Raw genomic sequence first — 20,764 nt, forward strand, 5'->3', positions numbered from 1 at the left:
GATTACGCATGGCCGACGATAGCGCCAAAGATAGCGTCCAAGAAACCCCCGCAGCCCCCGTGCCTCCGCGCAAGGTGCGCCCGCGAATCGAATTGGGTTGGGCCGAACTGGTCGATGTCGAAGCCTTGGGCCTTATCGGCATCCGCGCCAAAATCGACACCGGCGCGCGCACCTCGGCGCTTCATGCGACCGACATTGAACCTTATAGCGAAAATGGCGAGGCGCGCGTGCGGTTCCGGTCCGAAACTGGCCCCGAAGCCGAACATATCTGGTGCAGTGCGCCGCTGGTCGAACAACGCTGTGTGACCAGCTCCAACGGCGTTGAAGAAATACGCTATATTATCGACGTTCGGATCAGACTTGCTGGCATTTCGGTTCCGGTTCAGCTAAGCTTGACCGACCGTACGCCGATGGCTTTTCCCATGCTTGTCGGACGCACAGCACTCAAACGTCATTTTATTGTAAACGTCGCGCGCAAATATCAGCACGGAGCGCCGGATAATTAGCCGGTGTCGTGCGTTATGCGCGGATGTAACTCTTTCGATGAAAATATATGCCTATGAAAATCGCGCTTCTTTGCCGCAACCCTAACCTCTATTCGCACCGGCGGCTGATCGAAGCCGCCAACGAGCGGGGGCATCATATTTTCCACCTCGACACTTTGCAGGTGACGATGTCGATCAGCGCGCAGGATCCTGCCGCTTATTATAAGGACCAGTTGGTCGAAGGCTTTGACGCGGTGATTCCGCGCATCGGCGCTTCCGTTACTTTCTATGGTGCCGCCGTTGTGCGTCAATTTGAAGTCATGGGCACCTATAGTTTGAACGCGAGCGAAGCGATTACCCGCGCGCGCGACAAGCTGCGTTCGATGCAGATTCTGGCGCATAAGGGGCTGGGCCTGCCCGTCACCGCCTTTGCCCATGACGCGCGGCAGACCGACCATGTGCTTGGCCTTGTCGGCGGTGCGCCTGCGGTCATCAAGCTGCTCGAAGGCACGCAAGGCATTGGTGTGGTCCTTGGCGAAACCGAACAATCGGCAAAATCCGTGATCGAAGCGTTTCGCGGGGCCAATGTCGAAATTCTTGTGCAGGAATATATCAAGGAATCAAAAGGCAGCGACATCCGCGCCTTTGTCATCGGCAACAAGGTTGTCGCGGCGATGAAGCGGCAAGGCGCGAAAGGCGATTTCCGTTCAAACCTCCATCGCGGCGGCACCGCCAAGGCGATTCGCATCACGCCCGAAGAACGCTCGACCGCCGTGCGCGCGGCGCGGGCCTTGGGGCTTAAGGTTGCGGGTGTCGATATGCTGCGCTCCAATCACGGGCCGGTCATCATGGAAGTGAATAGCTCGCCCGGTCTCGAAGGCATCGAAAAAGCGACCGGCAAGGATATTGCGGGCATGATTATCGACTTCATGGCCGAAGACCAGAAAACCCGCAAAAAATCGAAAGTCCGCAACGAGATTGATTGAGGCGTAAGGTTTTTTAGACGTTAGCCGTGGCCTTGCGTGTCGTGGCATCGGCTTGCATTCTCTGACGGAAGCAATTGGTTTATCCAACTCAACAATAAGCCGCTTTTATCGGCATTTGAGTGGCTCGCGGAAGCGGAGCGCCCAAACAGAAAACGGATCTAGTGACAGGGAAATATCAGGAACGTCGTCTGCCTGTTCGAGATACCCCAGCAACAAGCCATCACGAAAATGACAGTCCTACAAATCATTCATACCAAATAACATTCAGGGAGCAGACCGGACATCTGTCCCCGTCACTAGCCAAACAGCCTTTACATCACATCGAGATTTTATGCTGGCGACATCCAAGTCTTCAGAAGGCTGATTAAATGGGCCGCCGACAGAGATAGGCTCGTCGAGTAAGATCATAGTAGAGCCCACCGACAGAGCTTTTCTGACTGGATCAAAGGTCGCCTTCCCTTCCTCAAAGACTAATGCGTGGTCCCCTTCATCGTTGGAAACAACCAAGCAATTATTCTTTTCCACCAATTTACCCGACAATCGCAACAAAACAGGAGGCGTTATAACCTCGTTCTTTTCCGCAATTCGGCGCTTGTAAAATTCCATGCTGACTGCCTCCATGCCCGACGCGCTGGCGGTAGTTTGATCGATGGGGCCACCGGAACACCCTGTGCAAAACAAAGCCGCAATATAGAGCATTCTCACCTTTCAACTCCTAATAAGAAAGCCGATAGTTTTTCGCGTATGCAGCATCAAAGCTGGTGTAATATGCGTAGCTATCGGTCCCGTTAACCCAATACTCTCCACATCGGCTCATTGTGCCCCAAGCAATTGAGAGTGCAAACCACGGAGCTCCGCTGTCGCCACCTTGGCATTTCATAGTGGTGGAAGGGCCTTGAACCGCAACATGAGCGGCGGCAGCGCATAACCCTCAAATCAACTCATCCTCGTCCAATAGCGGGTCGGCGCTGATTGCATCGGTGATGGTTTTCAGCCGGTCGGCGGCGGTGCCGAAATGGTCGAGTTGGGCGATGTGGAACAGCGCATCGCCGCGATTGACTACGGGGAGCATCGCTTCGCCAATAATCATGCCGCTGAACGGCGCGTGGAGTTCGACCGCATCGTCGCCGAACGGATTGCTGACCGTGCCGATCACATCGCCTTCTTCGACCAGCGCGCCGGCATGGGGCGCGGCGACGAAAATCCCGCCTTTGGGCGATCGCAACCAGCTTGTCTTGTGCGACAGGACGGGTTGGAATTCTTCGGCTTCGGGCGGTCGGTCAATCATCCCCATTTGCGCCATCACGCGCAAAATGCCGCGCACCCCGATACGGATTGCAAATTCGTCAAAGCGCAGCGCCTCGCCTGCTTCATAAAGCAGCATTTCCACCCCGTCCGCGCGCGCAAATTCGCGCATCGAGCCTTCGCGTAAAGGCGCGGTGATGATCGCGGGCGGGCTGAAAGCCAGCGCCATTTCGGCGGCCTTCTCGCTGTCTGCCGACACGCGGATTTGCGGATAGTTGGAGCGATGGACGGCGGCGCTGTGGAGGTCGATGCCGAAATCGCTGCGCATCACCACTTCGGTGCGGAACGCATTGGCCAGTTGGGCGGCGAGCGAGCCGTTGGCGCTCCCCGGGAAGCTGCGATTAAGATCGCGCCGGTCGGGCAGATAGCGGTCATGCGTGACAAAGCCGAACACATTGACCACCGGCACCAGCAATAAGGTGCCGTTGATGCGGTGGCCGGTGACGCGGCGCAGCAGGCGGCGGATAATTTCGACACCGACAATTTCGTCGCCATGCACCGCCGCGCTCACGAACAGGGTCGGGCCATCATCGCGGCCATGCACAACACGGATCGGGAGCGAGACCGGCACCGCGGTTGACAGGTTGGCGATGTGGATATTGACTGTGGCTTCATAGCCCGGCTGCACCGCTTTGCCGCCAATTTCATATGCGTCGCGCTTGGAAGGGCCGGGACGGTCGGGCTTGTCGACCAATGGCGGGTCATGCGGTTCGGGCGCTTTGGTCGCGGGCGCAATGATCGACGTGCCGGGTTCATCGAGCGGCCCTTCGCCGGGTTCGGGTATCGCCTTTCCCGCGGCGCGGGCTTTGGCTGCTGCTTTGCTGACGGGTTTGGACGTAGGGTCGGGTGCAGGGTCGGGCGGTTGTTCGGGGAGCGGTTCAGCGGTGCTTTCGTCCGGCGCGGGAGGGGTGTCCACCTCCGGCACTTCCACCTCCGGGGAGGCCGCGCGCTTTTGGCGTGAGGCGGCCTTGGCTGGCTTTCTACCCCGGCCCCGGCCTGTCATTAGCGGCAATCTTCCACGACGCGCGCAAATTCGGGCCAGGTCGGGATAACGAGCGGAGTCGGTGCGCCCGCAACCTCGACGACAAAACGCCCGCGGCTGAACGCAATCTTGTCGAGAATCGGATCGAGCGGCGACAAAGTGGCCGCGACCTGCGCAGGCTGGCCCCCCGCATTAGCGAGCGGATATTGCGCCGATCCGGTGGTCGCGCGGATCACCATATTGGCGCTCTTACCGGGCTCCAGAAAGCCGGGGCGGGCAAGCTGGATACGCCGCGCAGCCTTGTCACAACGGATGCTGAACTGCGGCGCTTGGGGCCCCATGCCGAACAGCGCAACCGACCCTTGGCCCTCGGCGCGATAGCTCCACCCGCCCGGCGTATAGGGCCAATCCTCCCAATTGCTCGACGCAGGCGGCGGCGTTGCGGGCGGCGGAGGCGGCGGAACGGGCCGCGTCGAAGGCGGCTGCGGCTTGGGTTCGGGCTTGGGCGTGCTGCACCCTGCGACCATCATGACACCGGCGAGCGGCACTATGAGCCAGAGGTTCGGGCGACGGGCCGGACGGGGCGCGATAGCCGGAGCGGAAACGGCGGCGCGGCGCGTAGCCGCTTCGGTAACATATTTGAACATCGGCATCTTTATGACGAAAGCGCGACACCTCCTCAACCCCTGTTGATATTTGCGGGGAAACCCCGTCGCGGATAGAGCGCGGCTGGTCGGGCGCAGGCGCTTCAAAACAGGCGCATATTGCCGAGCGTGCGTAAAGGGCGTAACATTGGCGGCACAACAATGGGGGAGGGGAAAATGCACCCGATTGAAGAGCGTAAAACGCCCGGCCATATATGGATGGCAGGGGTTTTGTCGTTGCTGTGGAACTGCCTTGGCGCGTTCAACTATGTGATGGCGCAAACGCGTAATCCGGCTGCGATGGAAGGACTGACACCCGCACAAATCGCTTATTTTGACAGTTTTCCGATATGGTCGGAAGCGGCTTGGGCCTTGGGCGTATGGGGCGCGATGGCGACCTCCTTGCTCATCCTGATGCGCAACCGCCATGCCGTCACCGCCGCAATTGTCTCGCTTGTGGGACTGGCCGGAACCAGCCTCTACCAGTTCAGCCACCCCATGCCGCCACCGGTTCCCGCCGCCACCCAATATATCATGGTGCCGGTGTGGATCATCGCCATCGGGCTGCTCGCTTATACGCTGACCCAGCGGCGCAAAGGGGTTTTGCGCTAAGCGCGTGACGGCTCTGCCCTGACGCTCCCGACCCAACGCCTTACCCTGACGCCGCCCCCTAACGGCGGCGTCCGCGATACGGTTCGCAAGCAATGCCGTCATTATCGCGATCCAATCCCTCGCGATAGCCCGGGTCGCCGCGATAGAGTGGAGCCAAACCCGCCGCGCGCACATCGTCGCATTTGCGGAAATAAACGCCGGAATTGCCGGACAGCGCGTTGACCGTCTCCTCGCGATATTGTTCGCGCGATGCAATTCGGGCTTCTCTGGGAGAGGGAATATCCGGATCCACCGCTTCCGGCACGGGCGTGTGGACGGGTTCCGGCGTAATCGCGACCGGCGCCACCGCCATGTCAGGCTGAGGCGCCGCCTCTGCCGCAACCAGCCGCATCGCGGGAGGCGCCTGCACCGCATCCCATTGCGCTGCGCGATGATCCTGCACCCGCAACGCCCCCAACATCCCGGCAAACACCCCGCCTGCCAAAAGCCCGATCTTGAGATAAGAAATATCATTGCCCATGCGCGCCATCATGTCGCGCGCAGGGTTAAGAAAGGGTGAGGGGGCCAAGGGTTTGTGCCGACCTGAAAGCAAGGTGGATAGCGCGAAATTTTCCTTAAAGTCACATAGAGTCACACCATCGCACATCATCGCCTGACTCACCACCCGCCCTTTACCAATCATCGCGCGGGTCGCCGGGGCAGGGCGGGAAGAAGTCGCGGCTTTGGATCGGGACAATCTCCACATCATCATCGCGCAGCGCATCCAAAGTGCACGGAAAGCCTGTGCGCGCCGCTTCGATTTCCGCCTGAAACGCTTCGGGGCTTTGCGCGGCGCGCGGCGCGGGCATCAAGTGGCGGATGAGGAACATCAGCAGCTTTTCGGACGGCGCGCGCGTCGTCCCGACCAGCCGCCCTTCGCGCCATATTTCACGCACCGTGCCGGTCGTCGCGCGCTCGAATGCCAAGGTCACCAGCCGTAAGCTCGCTAGCTTAAGCGCATGGTCCCAAGCGTCGGCAAAGGCGGTCGCATGGGGGCGCTGGCGCAAACGATAAGCCGATCGCGCCGAAACCCCCGACATGATGGACGCTTCCGACACCGACCCGGTTTCGGCAAGCGTCACCAGAAATTTACGCTGCCGCTCCGCCGTCCAGCCACCCGGCCGCATACGGGAGAGGGTGACGGGTTCATAATCGTCGAAGGCGGATGAGGCTTGGCTATCGGAATTGGGATGCGGGTGGGTGGATGCGGGGGTGCCGTCCGGATCAAGCGTCCCATGATCGGCGCGCGCTTGGTCGGAAAGTCGGGGATTGGTCGCTGCGGACGGCCCATAATCTGGCGAGCCTTGCAAAACCATATGCGCGTCTTGCAAAGGCGCGTCCGACGACACAGCAGGAGAACGACCCTCCCAACCTGCAGCCTCCCTTGCCAAAGCCGCACGGTGATGCGCCTTCAACTCTTCCGCCCGACGGTCAAATTTTTCTGTCAGATCACTCCCCGAACCTACGCCAGCCTCTCTACGCCCGCTCCGAACCCGCGCAGCCGCCCCGCGATATACCGCATTATCAGCCATAACCTTACCTCCTCATAAATGTGAGGCAGGCAGCGTGAAGGATATCGGAATGTGTAGGAAAGGGATTAGTCTATATGGCCTGCTGCCTTCAAAAGGGATGCTTCCTGCGCATTTTTGGCTTTATAGGACAAAAATTCCCTATAGCCGAAACGCAGGCCAAGCTGTTCCATCAATGCGCGGTCCGTTTCCGAATAGAGGATAGCAATCCCTTTGGGAGCCAAAATATCGCGCGCTCCCCCGTTGCGGCGGACCCGTTTCATGAAATCATCTTGCGCGGCAATGCTGGCGATAAGGACGCGCGAGACGGGGGTCTCCAGACGGTTTTCAAAGAGTGCCGCGAGGCGCTGCGTGCCGCCGCGGTGGCTCGTGATAGCTCGGCGCAGATTTTCATCGACGAGATTCCAGAAATTCGGCGTGTAGGCAAAATCTTGAACCAGCCACCATATATGCGCGCGGCCTGCCGCTGAAATCGACTTTTTAGCATCGCGATTTTGCCCCGCCGTAAGATAGTCAGGGCGTGTCCGGACGAGGCCGACGGCGCAGGTGGAAGCCTCTTCATTGATACGCAGCAATATGCAGACTTGATTGATGGCTTCGGGCGGGATCATCCAGCCAGACCGGCCGCCGGTGGTAGACTTCACATCGACCTCCTGACCGCCGATCAAGAGATCGAGAAGCACCCCGCGTGGCACTTGCAACCAGTCACGCAGTAAAATCTCGAATTTGGTGCCGAGATAGGTTTTTTCCGTCTTTTCCAGATCGGACAGGAAATAGCGACCGGTCCGTGCGGTGTCGATCACCTCGTCAATGGCCGAACGGAAGAAGGAGCGCAGCTTTTCTTCAAACCGTTCCTTGCCGCCAACCGCAAGTAACAGATCGGTTTCCAGTCGCGCTAAATCGGCATAATCGGCATGGGAAGCGTCAAGCGGTCGGCGGCTGTCGTCGCCGAACAGGTTCATGCGACCGACCGGACAGGAACCATAATGCGCTGCCCGAGCGCGGTGCGGATATTGTCCGCGACGACGCGCGCGACGGGCGGCGGGAACGCATTGCCGACCTGACGGTAAGCGGCCGTCTTGCGCCCGTGAAATTGCCATGCGTCGGGAAAGCCTTGGATACGCGCCACCATCCGCACGGTGAGACGGGGCACACCGACAAAGTCGCGTTCGGGAGCCGCATCCGCCAGGCTTTTGCCTTCGACGCCAAGCGTCGCCCAAGCGCGGCGCGCGCGGGTGGGGCCAAGATCGGGACCGCCATGTTTTTTGGAGCCACCGACAATGGTGGGCGCGATTTCATCGGCACCTGCGACCCAGTTTTTGGTGCCGCGCCAGCCATTGGCGGCCATCAAATCGCGCAAAGTTTCGCCAACGGTCGGCGGATTATGCGGGTGGGCGGTCGGCCAATCGAAACCATCGGCAAGATTTTTGCGGATCGCCACAATCACCACGCGCGGGCGTAGTTGCGGCACGCCGAAATCGGAGGCGTTCAACAGCCGCCAATCGACGCGATAGCCGAGCTTTTCCAACTGGCTTTTGAGGCCGTTGCGATAATCTTCAAACACGGCGGAAAGGAACCCGCGCACATTTTCAATCATAATCGCGCGCGGGCGGATTTCGTCAATCAGGCGGATCGCTGCCGGAAACAGGTTGCGCTCGTCGCGCTCCCCCAATTGCTTACCCGCGATGGAAAAGGGCGGGCAGGGCAGGCCGCCTGCAAACAGGTCGGCACCTTTGAACGGTCGCCCGTCAAAATCATTCATATCCGCACAGCGCACATCCCATAGCGGCCGGTTCAGCCGCAAAGTCGCCGCACAATCGGCATCAATTTCAACCAGCGCCGCATGGCCAAACCCGGCTTGCTCCAAGCCGAGTGCTTGCCCGCCTGCTCCGGCGCAAAATTCGATGGCGTTCATGGGTTGGAATGTTCCCTAACGGGCAACATTGGGTTCCCTTCAAAATGGCTGTGAGCGGATATACCCTCATTTTTTGGCCAACACATATACAATCGACATGGTAACGGTTTATTTAGGTTGAAGGGTGTGAAAAGCATTGCAACCGCTGCGAAAGCAGAATGGCGATGAAGTATGCAACGGCATTAGAAAGTTCAATAATTTATAATAAGGCGATTATTTTTTGAGACATGATGAATTTGGGCCCGAAGCACAGCCAGATTCAATTCCTTTTGGAGCGCTGCGATTTGACGTTCATCTAACTTAGAAAAAGCTTCTCTATCCTGCTTAATCTGATCGCTAAGCGCTTTTTGTGACATTTTGTGGGTCCCCATCACGTTCTGATGTCGGACTATGAATCCTATTAATCGCAATCTCAAGCCCATTTGCGACGACCAGTTCAAAATCTTTTCTGGCGACACCAAATGCTGCGCCAATTGGGGTTGCTTCCTCAGGTTTCCACTGAGCTATTGCCCCGTAGCTATCTTTGCGCCTTCGGTAATTAAAGACTCTCTGATAAAGAACGGGTGAAATCCCTCTGAAGGCTTTAAATAGCACTCTCGGTTCGTCATCGGCAATCGCGTTAGCGCCATCTAGCTCGGAAATTATTTCTCGATGGTAAAGGTTTGCTGTAAGGCTCTTGGGATATGGCTCGATATACACCACTTCCTTGATGCCGGCTGCAATGATATGACGCGCACAAATGTGACACGGATAGGTGGTGCAATATAAAACTCCATCTTTTACAGACCTTCCCAGATTTGCCGCCTGTGTAATCGCGTGCATTTCTGCATGCACCACACGACCAAACTCGATCAAGTTTCGTATTCTAGCCTCAGATGTAAGCTCTTTATGCTCTCCATGAAGTAACTGTTCCGCTAATGTAGATGATTCTTTGGATTTATCAATAAATCCGGCACTTTTCATCACGTCTATAAGTTCGCTTATTGATCGCTTTATTTCATGAAAATTTGGATCATGTTGTTCTACTTTATCACGATTGTCTTCAATCGTATCATCTCTGCCTTCGAAGAAAAATCCTCCTCTAGGGGCAGGAACCTCATTGCATCCTGTAGCCACTATTGATCCCGATTTCTCTGCGATAACTGCCCCAACTTGCCGAGATAGATCACACGACCTCATCGCCGTAGCTTTAGCAACAAACATCATATATTCATCATTTGTTGGTGTAATGAAGGACTCTGAAAAAACTAGCTCAATAAATCTTTTTATTTGTCCCGCGATGTCCATTTGTGTGTCTATAAAGAAATCTGCCAATGGGAATGTATCACGTACGCTTTGGCCCTTATCGCCAATCCCTTTTTCGTCGCGTTTGATAATGTCTTTTGCTTGTTCCCTATGATTGTCCTCCATCGGCTCATGACGACTTTGACATATTTGATTAGATAAATTATCTTTTCTCAATTGAAGAGGGCTATAAACTGCGACTGTATAATAATTTTTTGAATATATTTGATCAAGAACTTCTACTTCTTTTGGATTCTTCAACGAATCTATTACAAATGCTGTAGAGTTTGGGAAGTCATGATTTTCTCGCTCTGCGCGAATTGCTGTTACAATTAAAGATGCTACACCACTTCCGTCATCAGATGCTTTTCTGATTTCGTCCCCAGCGCCCATTAATTCGATAATTCTAGTGTATGCATCTTCAGGTGGAGAAAGCTTGACAGCTTCAGCAATTCTAACGCTTACTTTTATTTCTTTATGCTTGTAATTGACCACTGCTAATTGAGCTTTAATTTGCCTTTTTACCTCAGAAAGATCCGTGCCGGCAGCGCAAACTAAACCAATATATAGATCTGGGCGATTCTGATTTCCTTTCACTCAAACCCCCGCCTTCTCGAACATGTCCGCTTCGCCGTCGGCCGCAGTGTCGGCGCCCAGCAAGCCATCAACCAAACTCGCCTTCGCCTGCTTGCGGTTATCAAAGCTATCCCACACCTGGTTCCAATCGCCGCGCGTTGCGGCCTTGCTATATTCGGTCGCGCGGGTTTCGAAGAAGTTGGCATGTTCTACGCCGTTGAGCAGCGGCGCTAACCACGGTAGCGGGTGTTCGTCGATCATGTAGATCGGCTGGAAGCCTAGCTGCCCCAAGCGCCAATCGGCGATGTAGCGGATATATTTTTTGATTTCCTTGGGCGTCATGCCGGGGACCGGGCCTTGTTCGAACGCCAGGTCGATGAACGCATCTTCGAGCCGCACGGTTTTCTGGCAGCAATCAATAATGTCGTCCTTGACCGCGGGGGTCAGGCAATCGCGTTCGGCGCAGAAAGCGTGGAACAGCTTGGTGATGCCTTCGCAATGGAGGCTTTCGTCGCGCACCGACCAGCTCACAATCTGCCCCATGCCCTTCATCTTGTTGAAGCGCGGGAAGTTCATCAGCATGGCGAAGGAGGCGAACAGTTGCAGCCCTTCGGTAAAGCCGCCGAACATGGCGAGCGTGCGCGCAATGTCTTCGTCGGTATCGACGCCGAAGGTCGCGAGATAATCATGCTTGTCCTTCATTTCCTTATATTGAAGGAACATGCCATATTCGCTTTCGGGCATACCGATGGTGTCAAGGAGGTGCGAATAGGCCGCGATATGCACGGTTTCCATGTTGGAAAAGGCCGCGAGCATCATCTTGACTTCGGTCGGCTTGAACACGCGGCCATATTTTTCATGGTAGCAATCCTGCACCTCGACATCGGCCTGCGTGAAAAAGCGGAAGATTTGCGTGAGCAAATTGCGCTCATGATCGGTGAGCTTTTGCGCCCAATCGCGGCAATCTTCGCCCAAGGGCACTTCTTCGGGCATCCAGTGGATCTGTTGCTGGCGCTTCCAGAAATCATAAGCCCACGGATATTCGAACGGCTTATAGGTTTTGCGGGCTTCGGTGAGAGACATGGGCTTTACCTTCCAGTGAATGAGCGCGTGCCGGTGGCGGCGACGGGAGCAGAAAAAGAAATGGCGCTGCGAGCGGTGCAACGTCTGTGACCAAATGAGCGGCGCGCGGGGGAAATCTTGTGCGTTTGCCGCGTTATACCTTGTGACCGGACGTTTTTTCCGGCCTTGGAACAAGGAGAAAAATCATGGCTGATCTTAGCAAAATCCAACCCGATATGGAAGTAATCGGCGCCGATGGCGTGCATCTGGGCACGGTCGATCATAGTGATGGCGACCGCATCAAGCTCACCAAAAAAGACAGTGTCGATGGCAAGCATCACTGGCTGTCGGGCGGACTGATTGCCGAAATCGAAGGCAATCAGGTGCGCCTGTCCGCCAACGCCGCCAATGCGGAGCTGTTTGAAGAAGATAGCTGAGCGCGCGCCCTTTGAGGCAGGTATAAAAGAGGCTCCGGTTCGCGCCGGGGCCTTTTCTGCGGACAGGCGGACGGCGCGCGGGGCGGGCGGGCAGGCCAAGCGGCCCGCGCCCGTTACCGGATGCGCTATTTGGCCGGAGGCGGCGGCGCGGCGGGGTCGCTGGTTCCGGCTTGCTCCGGCGGCGCTGTGGTCACGGGGGTGGCCGGTCCCATAGGGCGCTCGGTCGGCTGCGGCGTTGTCGGCGCGGCGTTGGGATTGGTGGTAATCTGATCCGCTTGATCGGGCCCCGCAACCTCCTTGGCAATCTCTTCCCCGAAAGGCTGCGTCGCTTCCGTTTCGGCGGTCATCCACATCCAGATGGTGAAAATCCCGGCCCAGGCCGCGAAGTGGACGCCGAGCGCCACCCATATCGCCGATCGTGATGCGCCGCGTGGCCCGGGGCCCGGCGCGATATTGTCCGCATCCGCATCCTGACGTGCGGCCCGCGCGACACTGCGCGCATTGACCAGCACAAAGAAAAATGTCCCGAACACAATTACGAACAGAACGACCAGCATGATCGCATAGCTGCTGCTCATCAACAATCTCCCTTGCTCTATAGCGATATAGCGCAGCAGGGGGCGGATTGGTTCCCTTGGCGGGCAATGCAGGCAACAGCGCGCGCGCGGTCATAGCAAGCCCGCCTTCAAGGTGGACCAGTTGAACGCGATATTGGCGATAAACAGCAGCGCGCCGAGCAGCGCCTGCACAAAGCCCGCGCGTGCGAACAGTTTCACCATCGGCGCACCCGGATCGCGCTTGGCAAGCCACATTTTACGCGCACCCGCATAGACTTGCCACAAGCAGAGCGCGGCAAAGGCAAGGATGATCGGGGTGAGCGTGTCGGGGGTCATGGGTGGACGATTTCTATGGAAACATATTCCCCCCTCTGCCCTTGCGGGAGAGGGATGAGGAGATTTGCGAACTTGCTCGTTAGTCGATGCTGGGTAAGGGGTGAGCGATTGCTATTGCAATCGCGCGAGGCCATGCCTCGCACACCCCTCATCCAACTGCGCCTAGTGCCTGTGGCACAAGGCTTCGTATCCTTCTCCCACAAGGGGAGAAGAAGGGGGATGCGCGGGCTCATTGTGCGCGTCCCTCGATATATTGGCCATCAAGGTGCGGTGCGGTATCGACAACAAGATTGGCGCCAATTTCTGAAATCACACCATCCAAGTGATCGGCAACATCCATGTTCCAGAAGCGTAGCACGCAATAGCCCTCATCCTCCAGAAAGTGGGTGCGGGCGGCGTCATAGCCTTGCTGTATTGCGTGCTGTCCGCCGTCCACTTCGACAATCAAGCGATGGGCATGGCTAAGAAAATCGACAATATATGGCCCTATCGGCACCTGTCGCCGAAACCGGACAAGCGGGAACGCTTCCTTAAGCGCGCGCCATAGCTGCTGTTCGGCAGGCGTCGCCATACGGCGCAGGCTACGTGCGCGCTGTATGGCGTTTTCAGGAAGCATATCGCGTTTCACACCTTCTCCGAACCAAATTTCCTCTCCCCTTGTGGGAGAGGGATGAGGAGACTTGCGAGCTTGCTCGCTAGTCGAAGCTGGGTGAGGGGTAAGCGATTGCTGCTGCAATCGCGCGAGGCTGCGCCTCGCATACCCCTCATCCAACTGCGCCTAGTGCCTGCAGCACAAGGCTCCGTTTCCTTCTCCCACAAGGGGAGAAGGACGTTTGGACTTCCTCACTCGCCCGATTACTGACACGCCAGACATTCGTCATAGTCGGTGCTTTCGGCGGTCGCGAGTTCGACCTTGGCGGGGTCTATCGTGTTGTCCGCTTCGACGCCGCCGGCAAAGCCTGCGCGCTGGACCGATTTGGAGCGCAGATAATAAAGCGACTTGATGCCGAGTTCCCATGCGCGGAAGTGGAGCATCATCAGATCCCATTTTTCGACATCCGCCGGGATGAACAGGTTCAACGATTGCGCCTGGTCGATATAGGGCGTGCGGTCGGCGGCGAGTTCGAGCAGCCAGCGCTGGTCGATTTCAAAGCTCGTCTTGAACGCATCCTTTTCTTCGGGCGTCAGGAATTCGAGGTGCTGGACGCTGCCGCCCTTTTCGAGGATCGAGTTCCACACATTGGCGCTGTCCTTGGATTTATCCTGAAGCAGCTTTTCCAGATAGGGGTTCTTGACGACAAAGCTGCCCGACAAGGTTTTGTGCGTATAGATATTGGCCGGGATCGGCTCGATGCAGGCCGAGGTGCCGCCGCAGATGATCGAGATAGACGCGGTCGGTGCAATCGCCATTTTGCACGAGAAACGCTCCATCGCGCCCATTTCTTCGGCGTCCGGACACGCGCCGCGTTCTTGCGCGAGCAGCATCGAGGCTTCGTTGACCTTGGCGTGGATATGTTTGAAGATTTTGAGGTTCCACGATTTGGCCATCGCGCTTTCAAAGCCGAGGCCGCGTGCTTGCAGGAAGCTGTGGAAACCCATGACCCCAAGGCCCACCGAGCGTTCGCGCTCTGCCGAATATTTGGCGCGGGCCATTTCGTCGGGCGCGCGGTCGATATAATCCTGAAGGACATTATCGAGGAAGCGCATCACATCTTCGACAAATTGCTTGTCGCCATTCCATTCATCCCATGTTTCAAGGTTGAGCGAGGAGAGGCAGCATACCGCGGTGCGGTCATTGCCGAGATGGTCGCGGCCCGTCGGCAGGGTGATTTCGCTGCACAGGTTGGAGGTCGAAACCTTGAGGCCTAAGTCGCGGTGATGCTTGGGCATCATGCGGTTCACCTGATCGGAGAAAACGATATAAGGCTCACCGGTCGCAAGCCGGGTTTCGACGAGCTTCTGGAACAGCGAGCGCGCATTGACGGTCGCGCGCACTTCGCCGGTCTTGGGCGATTTGAGGTTAAATTCCTTATTGTCGCGCACCGCTTCCATAAATTCGTCGGTGATAAGGACGCCATGATGGAGATTGAGCGCCTTGCGGTTGAAGTCGCCCGACGGTTTGCGAATTTCCAAAAATTCTTCGATTTCCGGATGGCTGATGTCGAGATAGCAGGCCGCCGAGCCACGACGCAGCGAGCCTTGGCTGATCGCGAGGGTCAAGCTGTCCATCACGCGCACGAACGGAATGATGCCGCTGGTCTTGCCGTTCAAACCGACCGGCTCGCCAATGCCGCGCACGCTGCCCCAATAGGTGCCGATGCCGCCGCCGCGCGAGGCGAGCCAGACATTTTCGTTCCACGTATTAACGATGCCGTTCAAACTATCATCGACCGAGTTCAGATAGCAGCTAATGGGCAGACCGCGTCCGGTGCCGCCGTTCGACAAAACGGGGGTCGCGGGCATGAACCACAGGCGCGAAATATAGTCATAGACGCGCTGCGCATGGGCTTCATCGTCCGAATAGGCAGCCGCCACGCGCGCGAACAAATCCTGATAGGATTCGCCGGGGAGGAGATAGCGGTCGTTCAGCGTTTCCTTGCCGAATTCGGTGAGGAGCGCATCGCGCGACGCATCGGTCACGACATTGAAACGAGGTTTGAAGACATCCTTCGACCCCTGACCTTCGGCGGTAAGCTTGGCAGCGGGCTTGGTCCCGGCAGCAGGTGCAGCAGCGGGTGCATCAGCAGGCGCATCAGCCTTGGCAGGCGTTGCAGCTCCGGCGCTTTCAACCTTGTCCTTGGGGTTTTCGAGTAAGTCCGACTTCGCCATATTCTTGCTATCCTGATCCGCAATAAAATCCGTCAGCAGGTCATTGCCATGACCGCTTTCGCTTGCTGTTTCCCTGAAATCCATGTCCGTCCCCATCCCTCACATGTTCTTGATGTGTTCGAATCGGGGGAAGCCCCCGACCATACACTTTCTTGGCCCGGGCGGGGAAATATTTATGCCGTCTCCGCAAGAACGAATCCGGCACAAATAGAGGCCGAACTGTCCGCGCCGCAGAAAAGCGGCAAAAACGTTCCGGCACTATCTGTTGCGTGTCCCCCGCAGGCCGCCCACTACCCATAGTGCCACAACCAATTTGTCATGCAAGAGTCTTAAGGCTGATTTACATCAACCGTTCGTCGCTCATATGAGTCGCTTCGTCGCCGGAAAAAACATGCTGCAGTGCAGCGACGCGCGGACCTGCTAAGGCAATCCGAAAGCGCAAGCCATGAACGGCCCCAAGCGGTAAAATTTTTACCGGCGCGGTTTTTGTGGCCCTGTTTTAGGCAAATCACACACTAGATATTGTGGGACGCGCGGACGGGCCACACTAACGAGGATGTTAAGGGCATAGCGAGGGTCGGCGTTTCTTGCGGATGAGGCTGCGCGAAGGGTTCACGCAGAGGCGCAGAGAATGGGGAGGCGCAGAGAGGGTTTGCGCGACCTATCCTTTTGGCCCCGCATCGGGTGTAATAGTGAATAGGTTCACGCAGAGGCGCGGAGATTTTTCCTCTCCCGTTCGCCCTGAGTAGCCTCCTTCAGGAGGCGTATCGAAGGGTGTTTTTAAACAAGAGTGCTTCGATACGGCCTTCGGCCTACTCAGCACGAACGGGGAGGGGTAAAATTTGGCCTTGATACCCAGCAAAGCGTCTCCGCGCCGTCGTGTGACTCTCTGTCTCTGCGCTCTCTGCGCCTCTGCGTGAACCTCCCAAAAAAAATCTCCGCGCCCCCGCGCCTCCGCGAGAACGCCTCGCCCAAGCCATCCTAAAAAACGCCCGCTCCAGCCCCCCAGCCTCACTTAATCTTCGCGCGGATCCTGATCTGGAAGTTGGACCCGGCGGCCATGCTGCCTTTGGGGTTGACGCGGACGTTGGTGATGGCGGCGTCCACGCCGTCGGCGTCGGGGTGGGGGATGTAGGACCAGCTTGCGCCATCATCGGCGGAAAAATCTATATCGTCGGTGAGGCTCGTCAGCCCGCCATAATCATAGGTCAGCCCCGAAGTGCCTGTCGTGAAAACCAACGGCCCCGGCGGTGCGGCGCCGATGTCATTGACATAAAGCGCAACCTCGTCGGGCAGGCTGTCGAACACTATCACGCTGTTGGGGCCGGTCGCATAAGTGGTGGGGCTGGCGACCGAGATGATATAATCGACAAGCGCGCCGGGGATGAGTTTGGGGTCGGTGGTGCCATTGGCCGGGTCCCAATAAGGCACCGATATTTTGGCGAGGCTGAGCGGCGGGCGGTAGCTATTGGTATAGACGCACACAATGGTTGCGCCGGGCGCGCCGATGCTGAGCTGGTTCGCGCTTTGCCCATTGGTGCCGGACAAAGTGCCGTCGCTGCACGAAAGCATCGAACCATATTGCGCCGCATTGCCGTTGGTAAAGCTTTCCGCCGCGAGCGTGCCGGTGCCGGTCAGCACGGTGATGGTCGTGCCATTATCGCTTTCATTGGCGGTATCGGCGACCGACGCAAATGCGCTGGTGTTGGTGCTGAAGCCGCTGGTTGGCGGGATGGTGACCGCATGGCCGGGGACTGCTTCAACCCATGTTTTGCGAAGCTGCAACTGGCGGCTCGCGCGCGTATTGGTGATCGCGCACAGATAAATCTGGTCGGTAAGGGTGATAAGCGGTGTCGCAATGTGCCACACGCCGGGCGATACATAGGTGGGCGTGAAGGGCTGGCCGTCCATCGTGCAACTGATCGAGGATGTATAAGCCTGAAGCGTATAATGGCTCCCTGCCGCCATGTTGTCAGTGATACGATACAGGCTGTTAAGGCTCAGGAATGTGGCCCCGGTGCTGGCTTGGGATCCGCTGCCGCTACCGCCGGTGGTGGCCGCCGCAAGCAAGGTGGAGCCGCTGTGGATCGACACAGTGAACTGGTCATCGGGGCTGGCGCGGCCGGTGGCTGCAATCACCTTGTCGACCGTCAGCGACCAGTTCGACTCTGGCGCGCCTGCGCCAGTACAGCCGCTCGTGGTCCCCGGCGTCATCAAAGCAGAAGCGGGCACGATTTCGGTCGTGTCGAAAATCGAACCGGACGAGGAGGGGCGCGTCCATTGCAGGCGCAAATGGTTGGTGCTGCCGACATTGTTCCAATAAAGGCGCAGCAGAACACAAGCATTGTCGGCCGATGCATTGACTGTGCCGGTTAACGGCTCGAAGCTCAAATCATTGGTGGTATATTGTGACCCCGCACTTATCGGAATGTTATAGCTTGCGCCGCGATAATCACTCGCACCATAAGTGGAAGACAGGTCGAGGTCGATATCGTCATCATGCGCAAGCTGGAATGTGTAATCCCCTCTGAACGGCAATTTCAGCACCGCATAAAGGACACGGCCTTGCGCATCGGCCTGACAGGCAGGGCCGGTGCCCGCCGGATCGGTATCGAGATTGCAAAGAATATTGTCGGCAGCGCGATAATTTATCTGCGTGCTGGTGCCGGTGCGCACCGCATTGGCGGGGTTGGCCGAAACGGCCCGCAATCCGGCGATACGCTCTCCCGAGCCGGAGGCGCTATTATCATAAGACGGCCCCGGCAAATCCTGTCCGCTGGTGCCGGTGATGCGCGCACTGCCTTGATAATCTTCCCAAATTACATCCGCATGTGCGGGAGTAAGCACAGCAAGGCTCAATAAACAAGCCGCTGCCCGCGCGAGCATTAAAATCATTTGTTTCATATATTTATCCGATACATTCGGCGAAATATGACCGATAAATTCGGTTTATTATATTTGTTTACAAATGCTATCGTTTAAATACTTATAAAATCTTAATTTTAAAGCAACAGGAAAACGCATCAGGCAATTTTTACATTTTTCCCTTTTCGTAATTCATCAAGAAAATCAGAGATATGATGTGGTAAAGATTCTGGAGGCTAGGATCGTGATATTTGCCGTGCCTTGGTGCAGACGGGAAGCAAGCTGTTCAAAAGGCACGCCGTTTGGCTCCCCGCGACTCCGCGCATGAGAAAGGCCCGGAAAGGACGCTATGTCCTTCCGGGCCTTCCGCTATATGTGCTAAGGCCTTCTATACCGCGTGGGCGGGATGACCTTGCGTGTCAGGGGGCGTGAGGCTTATGCCGCGCCCGAGAAAAAGGCGACCATTTCGGCTTGCGCGATTTTCTTATCCTTGTTGGTGTCGGCCTTGGCAAAGATTTCCTTCGCGAACTTGGCCTTGCCAGCATCGTCAAGCGGCTTGGCGGCGGCTGCCGGATCCTTGTCGCGCAGCGCAACCACCCAAGTCTGGAATTCCGTTTCATTGAGATCACCGCTCTTGTCGGTGTCGTAGGTCGGGAATTCGGCGGCCACAATCTGCTGGACCTGATCCGCAGCGGGCGCGGCCTGTGCCGGTTGCGCGGCATCCTGGGCGGGTGCGGCAGGCGATGCCGGTTCGGCCTGTGCGGGCGCTGCAGGGGCAGGCTCGGCGGGCGGGGTCGCGGTTTGAGCAAGAACGGGGGTTGCGGCCAACACTGCTGCAGAAGTAACTGCAATAAATTTCAACATTTTTATCTCCTTTGGTCGATCCGGGGAACAAATGTCATGTCATCATTCATGATTAGATGAAGGGGAACAGATGAACATAACTGGATCGAAACGACGCCTTCCAACGTCGCTCCTATAAAATGTATGCATTTTGCCGATATGGAAGCCCGAAATATGTTACAATATTCGGTTCATCTGTCCGATGGCGTCAGTTGAACGGAATTTAGTGGCGTTTTTGCGGCGGATTGTGCGATTCTTGTTCATCTGGCCTTCATATTTCTTACCGCCTCTGGCGCCGGAACGCGAGGGACGCGCCCGTACAGCCTAGAATCACGCGCAGCTAAGCACGGATAACAGGAACGGCCAACAGGAACGGCCAACAGAAATAGGCAGCGGGAGAGCCCCAATTGGTGCAACCGCGCGGCTATCCCCTGTAATGGCTTTTCCGATGATGCCTTTGGTGATGGGACGCGCGGGGCAGGCGATTATGGCCCGGCCTTCCGAGTAGCCGCGCGCTAGTTTTTACGGAAATGGGCTGCTGTCAGGCTTTGGACGTGCGCGCCTTGGAAGGTTTCGCAGCGGGCGCTTTGCCGAGCGCGGCCATGCGTGCGTCCAACTCCGCGTCCAGTTGAAGGCCAACAATTTCGTCCACCTGCTGCGTGGCCGCGACGTCGGGCGCGCGATGGCCGGTGCCGGAAAGGCTGGTGACGCGGTCAAAGGTTTCGCGCGCATGATGTACGGTGCCAGCGACCTTGTCCGGCAAGGCCGCGCCAGCGCCTGCTGCCTGATGCGCGCGGTCATTGGCGCGGTCGGCTTCGAGTCTGTCCAGCCGGATTTTCATTTCGGCGCGTTCGGCCTGAACCTTAGCAATATGGGTGTCGAGCAAGGCAATCTTGTCGCGCGCGGCGTGTTGCAAGGCTTGCTGCACCTTGACTCCGGCTTCCAGACCGAGTTGCTCGGCGAGCGCGGCGCGGGCGAGATCCTCGCGGCCTTTTTCATAGGCGAAGCGCGCATTGTCGCCCATCTTGCGTGCCTGTTCATTCTGTTCTTTTTCCAGCCGTTCCGCCGCAGTGCGTTTGCCGAATTCATCGGCGCGCGCGCTTTCGAGGGTCGCGATGCTCTTGTCCATATCGCGCAGCGCGCCGCGTAAAATCGAGGCAGGGTTGCTCGCTTCCAGCCAATCGAGCGTGTCTTCGGTCTTGGACGCGATCAGACGCCGCATACGGTTGAAAATCGGTTCTGCCATAAATGCCCCTCTGTCCCCTTGGCGCGCCTGTTCGCTTTCATGTGTGCGCCCAAATGCGCTGCCGCGCCTTAACGGCAAGGAATTTTTATCCGATGTAAGCGATTATTTCAATCGCGATAAGCGCGCCGCTACCCTTGCAGATTGCGTGACGGCGGTGCAAGGGAGGCCCGTATTTTTCCGCCCCGGAAAAAAGACTCCGCCGGAAATTCCCGCACAAGATATATTGCCAGCA

20 protein-coding genes are annotated in these 20,764 nt (G+C 57.3%); 4 read left to right on the top strand and 16 right to left on the bottom strand.

Going from position 1 to position 20,764, the window contains the following annotated elements:
- Positions 1 to 8: 8 nt before the first annotated feature.
- Together DMP17_RS12080 and rimK are read left to right on the top strand one after the other, a co-directional pair.
- On the top strand, positions 9 to 506 hold the full coding sequence (locus tag DMP17_RS12080) for an ATP-dependent zinc protease family protein (RefSeq protein ID WP_337829321.1): 498 nt from the start codon (positions 9 to 11) through the stop codon (positions 504 to 506).
- A 53-nt stretch (positions 507 to 559) separates the two neighbouring features.
- Entirely contained in the window at positions 560 to 1,471 is a 912-nt protein-coding gene (gene rimK, locus DMP17_RS12085; RefSeq protein WP_337829322.1) for a 30S ribosomal protein S6--L-glutamate ligase, read from the top strand.
- A 264-nt stretch (positions 1,472 to 1,735) separates the two neighbouring features.
- Here the strand turns inward: rimK and DMP17_RS12090 are convergent, their stop codons facing one another.
- The 3 genes from DMP17_RS12090 to DMP17_RS12100 form a co-directional block, all read right to left on the bottom strand.
- Positions 1,736 to 2,176 carry a hypothetical protein gene (locus DMP17_RS12090; protein WP_337829323.1) on the bottom strand — a complete coding sequence of 147 codons (441 nt, stop codon included), beginning with the start codon at positions 2,174 to 2,176 and terminating at the stop codon, positions 1,736 to 1,738.
- 226 nt (positions 2,177 to 2,402) lie between these two features.
- Positions 2,403 to 3,701, bottom strand: a complete 1,299-nt coding sequence (locus DMP17_RS12095; protein WP_337829324.1) for a succinylglutamate desuccinylase/aspartoacylase family protein — start codon at positions 3,699 to 3,701, stop codon at positions 2,403 to 2,405.
- Positions 3,702 to 3,778: 77 nt separating this feature from the next.
- Positions 3,779 to 4,411, bottom strand: coding sequence for a hypothetical protein (locus DMP17_RS12100; RefSeq protein WP_337829325.1), 633 nt, complete (start codon positions 4,409 to 4,411; stop codon positions 3,779 to 3,781).
- Positions 4,412 to 4,579: 168 nt separating this feature from the next.
- Between DMP17_RS12100 and DMP17_RS12105 the strand changes: the two genes are divergently transcribed.
- Positions 4,580 to 5,014, top strand: coding sequence for a hypothetical protein (locus tag DMP17_RS12105; RefSeq protein WP_337829326.1), 435 nt, complete (start codon positions 4,580 to 4,582; stop codon positions 5,012 to 5,014).
- A 58-nt stretch (positions 5,015 to 5,072) separates the two neighbouring features.
- On the opposite strand, the gene DMP17_RS12110 is transcribed toward DMP17_RS12105, so the two are convergent.
- The 6 genes from DMP17_RS12110 to DMP17_RS12135 all read right to left on the bottom strand — a co-directional run bounded on the left by DMP17_RS12110 (position 5,073) and on the right by DMP17_RS12135 (position 11,440).
- Entirely contained in the window at positions 5,073 to 5,675 is a 603-nt protein-coding gene (locus DMP17_RS12110; protein WP_337829327.1) for an excalibur calcium-binding domain-containing protein, read from the bottom strand.
- A 10-nt stretch (positions 5,676 to 5,685) separates the two neighbouring features.
- Positions 5,686 to 6,585 carry a hypothetical protein gene (locus DMP17_RS12115; protein ID WP_337829328.1) on the bottom strand — a complete coding sequence of 300 codons (900 nt, stop codon included), beginning with the start codon at positions 6,583 to 6,585 and terminating at the stop codon, positions 5,686 to 5,688.
- A 65-nt stretch (positions 6,586 to 6,650) separates the two neighbouring features.
- A complete protein-coding gene (locus tag DMP17_RS12120) occupies positions 6,651 to 7,544 on the bottom strand; it encodes a NaeI family type II restriction endonuclease (protein ID WP_337829329.1) in 894 nt (297 codons plus the stop codon).
- Positions 7,541 to 8,497: a DNA cytosine methyltransferase gene (locus DMP17_RS12125; protein ID WP_337829330.1), complete on the bottom strand. Its 957-nt coding sequence runs from the start codon at positions 8,495 to 8,497 to the stop codon at positions 7,541 to 7,543. The genes DMP17_RS12120 and DMP17_RS12125 overlap by 4 nt, the downstream gene beginning before the upstream one ends.
- A gap of 336 nt (positions 8,498 to 8,833) precedes the next feature.
- Entirely contained in the window at positions 8,834 to 10,378 is a 1,545-nt protein-coding gene (locus DMP17_RS12130; protein ID WP_337829331.1) for an anti-phage dCTP deaminase, read from the bottom strand.
- Positions 10,379 to 11,440, bottom strand: a complete 1,062-nt coding sequence (locus DMP17_RS12135) for a ribonucleotide-diphosphate reductase subunit beta (RefSeq protein WP_337829332.1) — start codon at positions 11,438 to 11,440, stop codon at positions 10,379 to 10,381.
- Positions 11,441 to 11,625: 185 nt separating this feature from the next.
- Between DMP17_RS12135 and DMP17_RS12140 the strand changes: the two genes are divergently transcribed.
- Positions 11,626 to 11,856, top strand: coding sequence for a DUF2171 domain-containing protein (locus DMP17_RS12140; protein ID WP_337829333.1), 231 nt, complete (start codon positions 11,626 to 11,628; stop codon positions 11,854 to 11,856).
- Between the two features lie 125 nt (positions 11,857 to 11,981).
- Here the strand turns inward: DMP17_RS12140 and DMP17_RS12145 are convergent, their stop codons facing one another.
- The 7 genes from DMP17_RS12145 to DMP17_RS12175 form a co-directional block, all read right to left on the bottom strand.
- A complete protein-coding gene (locus tag DMP17_RS12145) occupies positions 11,982 to 12,434 on the bottom strand; it encodes a hypothetical protein (protein WP_337829334.1) in 453 nt (150 codons plus the stop codon).
- Positions 12,435 to 12,524: 90 nt separating this feature from the next.
- Positions 12,525 to 12,749 carry a hypothetical protein gene (locus tag DMP17_RS12150; protein ID WP_337829335.1) on the bottom strand — a complete coding sequence of 75 codons (225 nt, stop codon included), beginning with the start codon at positions 12,747 to 12,749 and terminating at the stop codon, positions 12,525 to 12,527.
- 229 nt (positions 12,750 to 12,978) lie between these two features.
- Positions 12,979 to 13,377, bottom strand: a complete 399-nt coding sequence (locus DMP17_RS12155) for an endonuclease domain-containing protein (RefSeq protein ID WP_337829336.1) — start codon at positions 13,375 to 13,377, stop codon at positions 12,979 to 12,981.
- Positions 13,378 to 13,604: 227 nt separating this feature from the next.
- Positions 13,605 to 15,662, bottom strand: a complete 2,058-nt coding sequence (locus tag DMP17_RS12160; protein WP_337829337.1) for a ribonucleoside-diphosphate reductase subunit alpha — start codon at positions 15,660 to 15,662, stop codon at positions 13,605 to 13,607.
- Positions 15,663 to 16,589: 927 nt separating this feature from the next.
- Positions 16,590 to 18,482: a hypothetical protein gene (locus tag DMP17_RS12165; RefSeq protein ID WP_337829338.1), complete on the bottom strand. Its 1,893-nt coding sequence runs from the start codon at positions 18,480 to 18,482 to the stop codon at positions 16,590 to 16,592.
- A gap of 396 nt (positions 18,483 to 18,878) precedes the next feature.
- Positions 18,879 to 19,307, bottom strand: coding sequence for a hypothetical protein (locus tag DMP17_RS12170; RefSeq protein ID WP_337829339.1), 429 nt, complete (start codon positions 19,305 to 19,307; stop codon positions 18,879 to 18,881).
- 520 nt (positions 19,308 to 19,827) lie between these two features.
- Positions 19,828 to 20,532 carry a PspA/IM30 family protein gene (locus DMP17_RS12175; RefSeq protein WP_337829340.1) on the bottom strand — a complete coding sequence of 235 codons (705 nt, stop codon included), beginning with the start codon at positions 20,530 to 20,532 and terminating at the stop codon, positions 19,828 to 19,830.
- Between the last annotated feature and the right edge of the window lie 232 nt (positions 20,533 to 20,764).

The sequence above is a fragment of the Pseudonocardia sp. TMWB2A genome (assembly GCF_017312135.1).

Bases quoted from the DNA above. Each gene is read 5' to 3' on its own strand.
- DMP17_RS12080 (WP_337829321.1), top strand. From the start codon at position 9: ATGGCCGACGATAGCGCCAAAGATAGCGTCCAAGAAACCCCCGCAGCC.
- rimK (WP_337829322.1), top strand. From the start codon at position 560: ATGAAAATCGCGCTTCTTTGCCGCAACCCTAACCTCTATTCGCACCGG.
- DMP17_RS12100 (WP_337829325.1), bottom strand. From the start codon at position 4,411: ATGCCGATGTTCAAATATGTTACCGAAGCGGCTACGCGCCGCGCCGCC.
- DMP17_RS12105 (WP_337829326.1), top strand. From the start codon at position 4,580: ATGCACCCGATTGAAGAGCGTAAAACGCCCGGCCATATATGGATGGCA.
- DMP17_RS12115 (WP_337829328.1), bottom strand. From the start codon at position 6,585: ATGGCTGATAATGCGGTATATCGCGGGGCGGCTGCGCGGGTTCGGAGC.
- DMP17_RS12120 (WP_337829329.1), bottom strand. From the start codon at position 7,544: ATGAACCTGTTCGGCGACGACAGCCGCCGACCGCTTGACGCTTCCCAT.
- DMP17_RS12125 (WP_337829330.1), bottom strand. From the start codon at position 8,497: ATGAACGCCATCGAATTTTGCGCCGGAGCAGGCGGGCAAGCACTCGGC.
- DMP17_RS12135 (WP_337829332.1), bottom strand. From the start codon at position 11,440: ATGTCTCTCACCGAAGCCCGCAAAACCTATAAGCCGTTCGAATATCCG.
- DMP17_RS12140 (WP_337829333.1), top strand. From the start codon at position 11,626: ATGGCTGATCTTAGCAAAATCCAACCCGATATGGAAGTAATCGGCGCC.
- DMP17_RS12145 (WP_337829334.1), bottom strand. From the start codon at position 12,434: ATGAGCAGCAGCTATGCGATCATGCTGGTCGTTCTGTTCGTAATTGTG.
- DMP17_RS12150 (WP_337829335.1), bottom strand. From the start codon at position 12,749: ATGACCCCCGACACGCTCACCCCGATCATCCTTGCCTTTGCCGCGCTC.
- DMP17_RS12160 (WP_337829337.1), bottom strand. From the start codon at position 15,662: ATGGATTTCAGGGAAACAGCAAGCGAAAGCGGTCATGGCAATGACCTG.
- DMP17_RS12165 (WP_337829338.1), bottom strand. From the start codon at position 18,482: ATGAAACAAATGATTTTAATGCTCGCGCGGGCAGCGGCTTGTTTATTG.
- DMP17_RS12170 (WP_337829339.1), bottom strand. From the start codon at position 19,307: ATGTTGAAATTTATTGCAGTTACTTCTGCAGCAGTGTTGGCCGCAACC.
- DMP17_RS12175 (WP_337829340.1), bottom strand. From the start codon at position 20,532: ATGGCAGAACCGATTTTCAACCGTATGCGGCGTCTGATCGCGTCCAAG.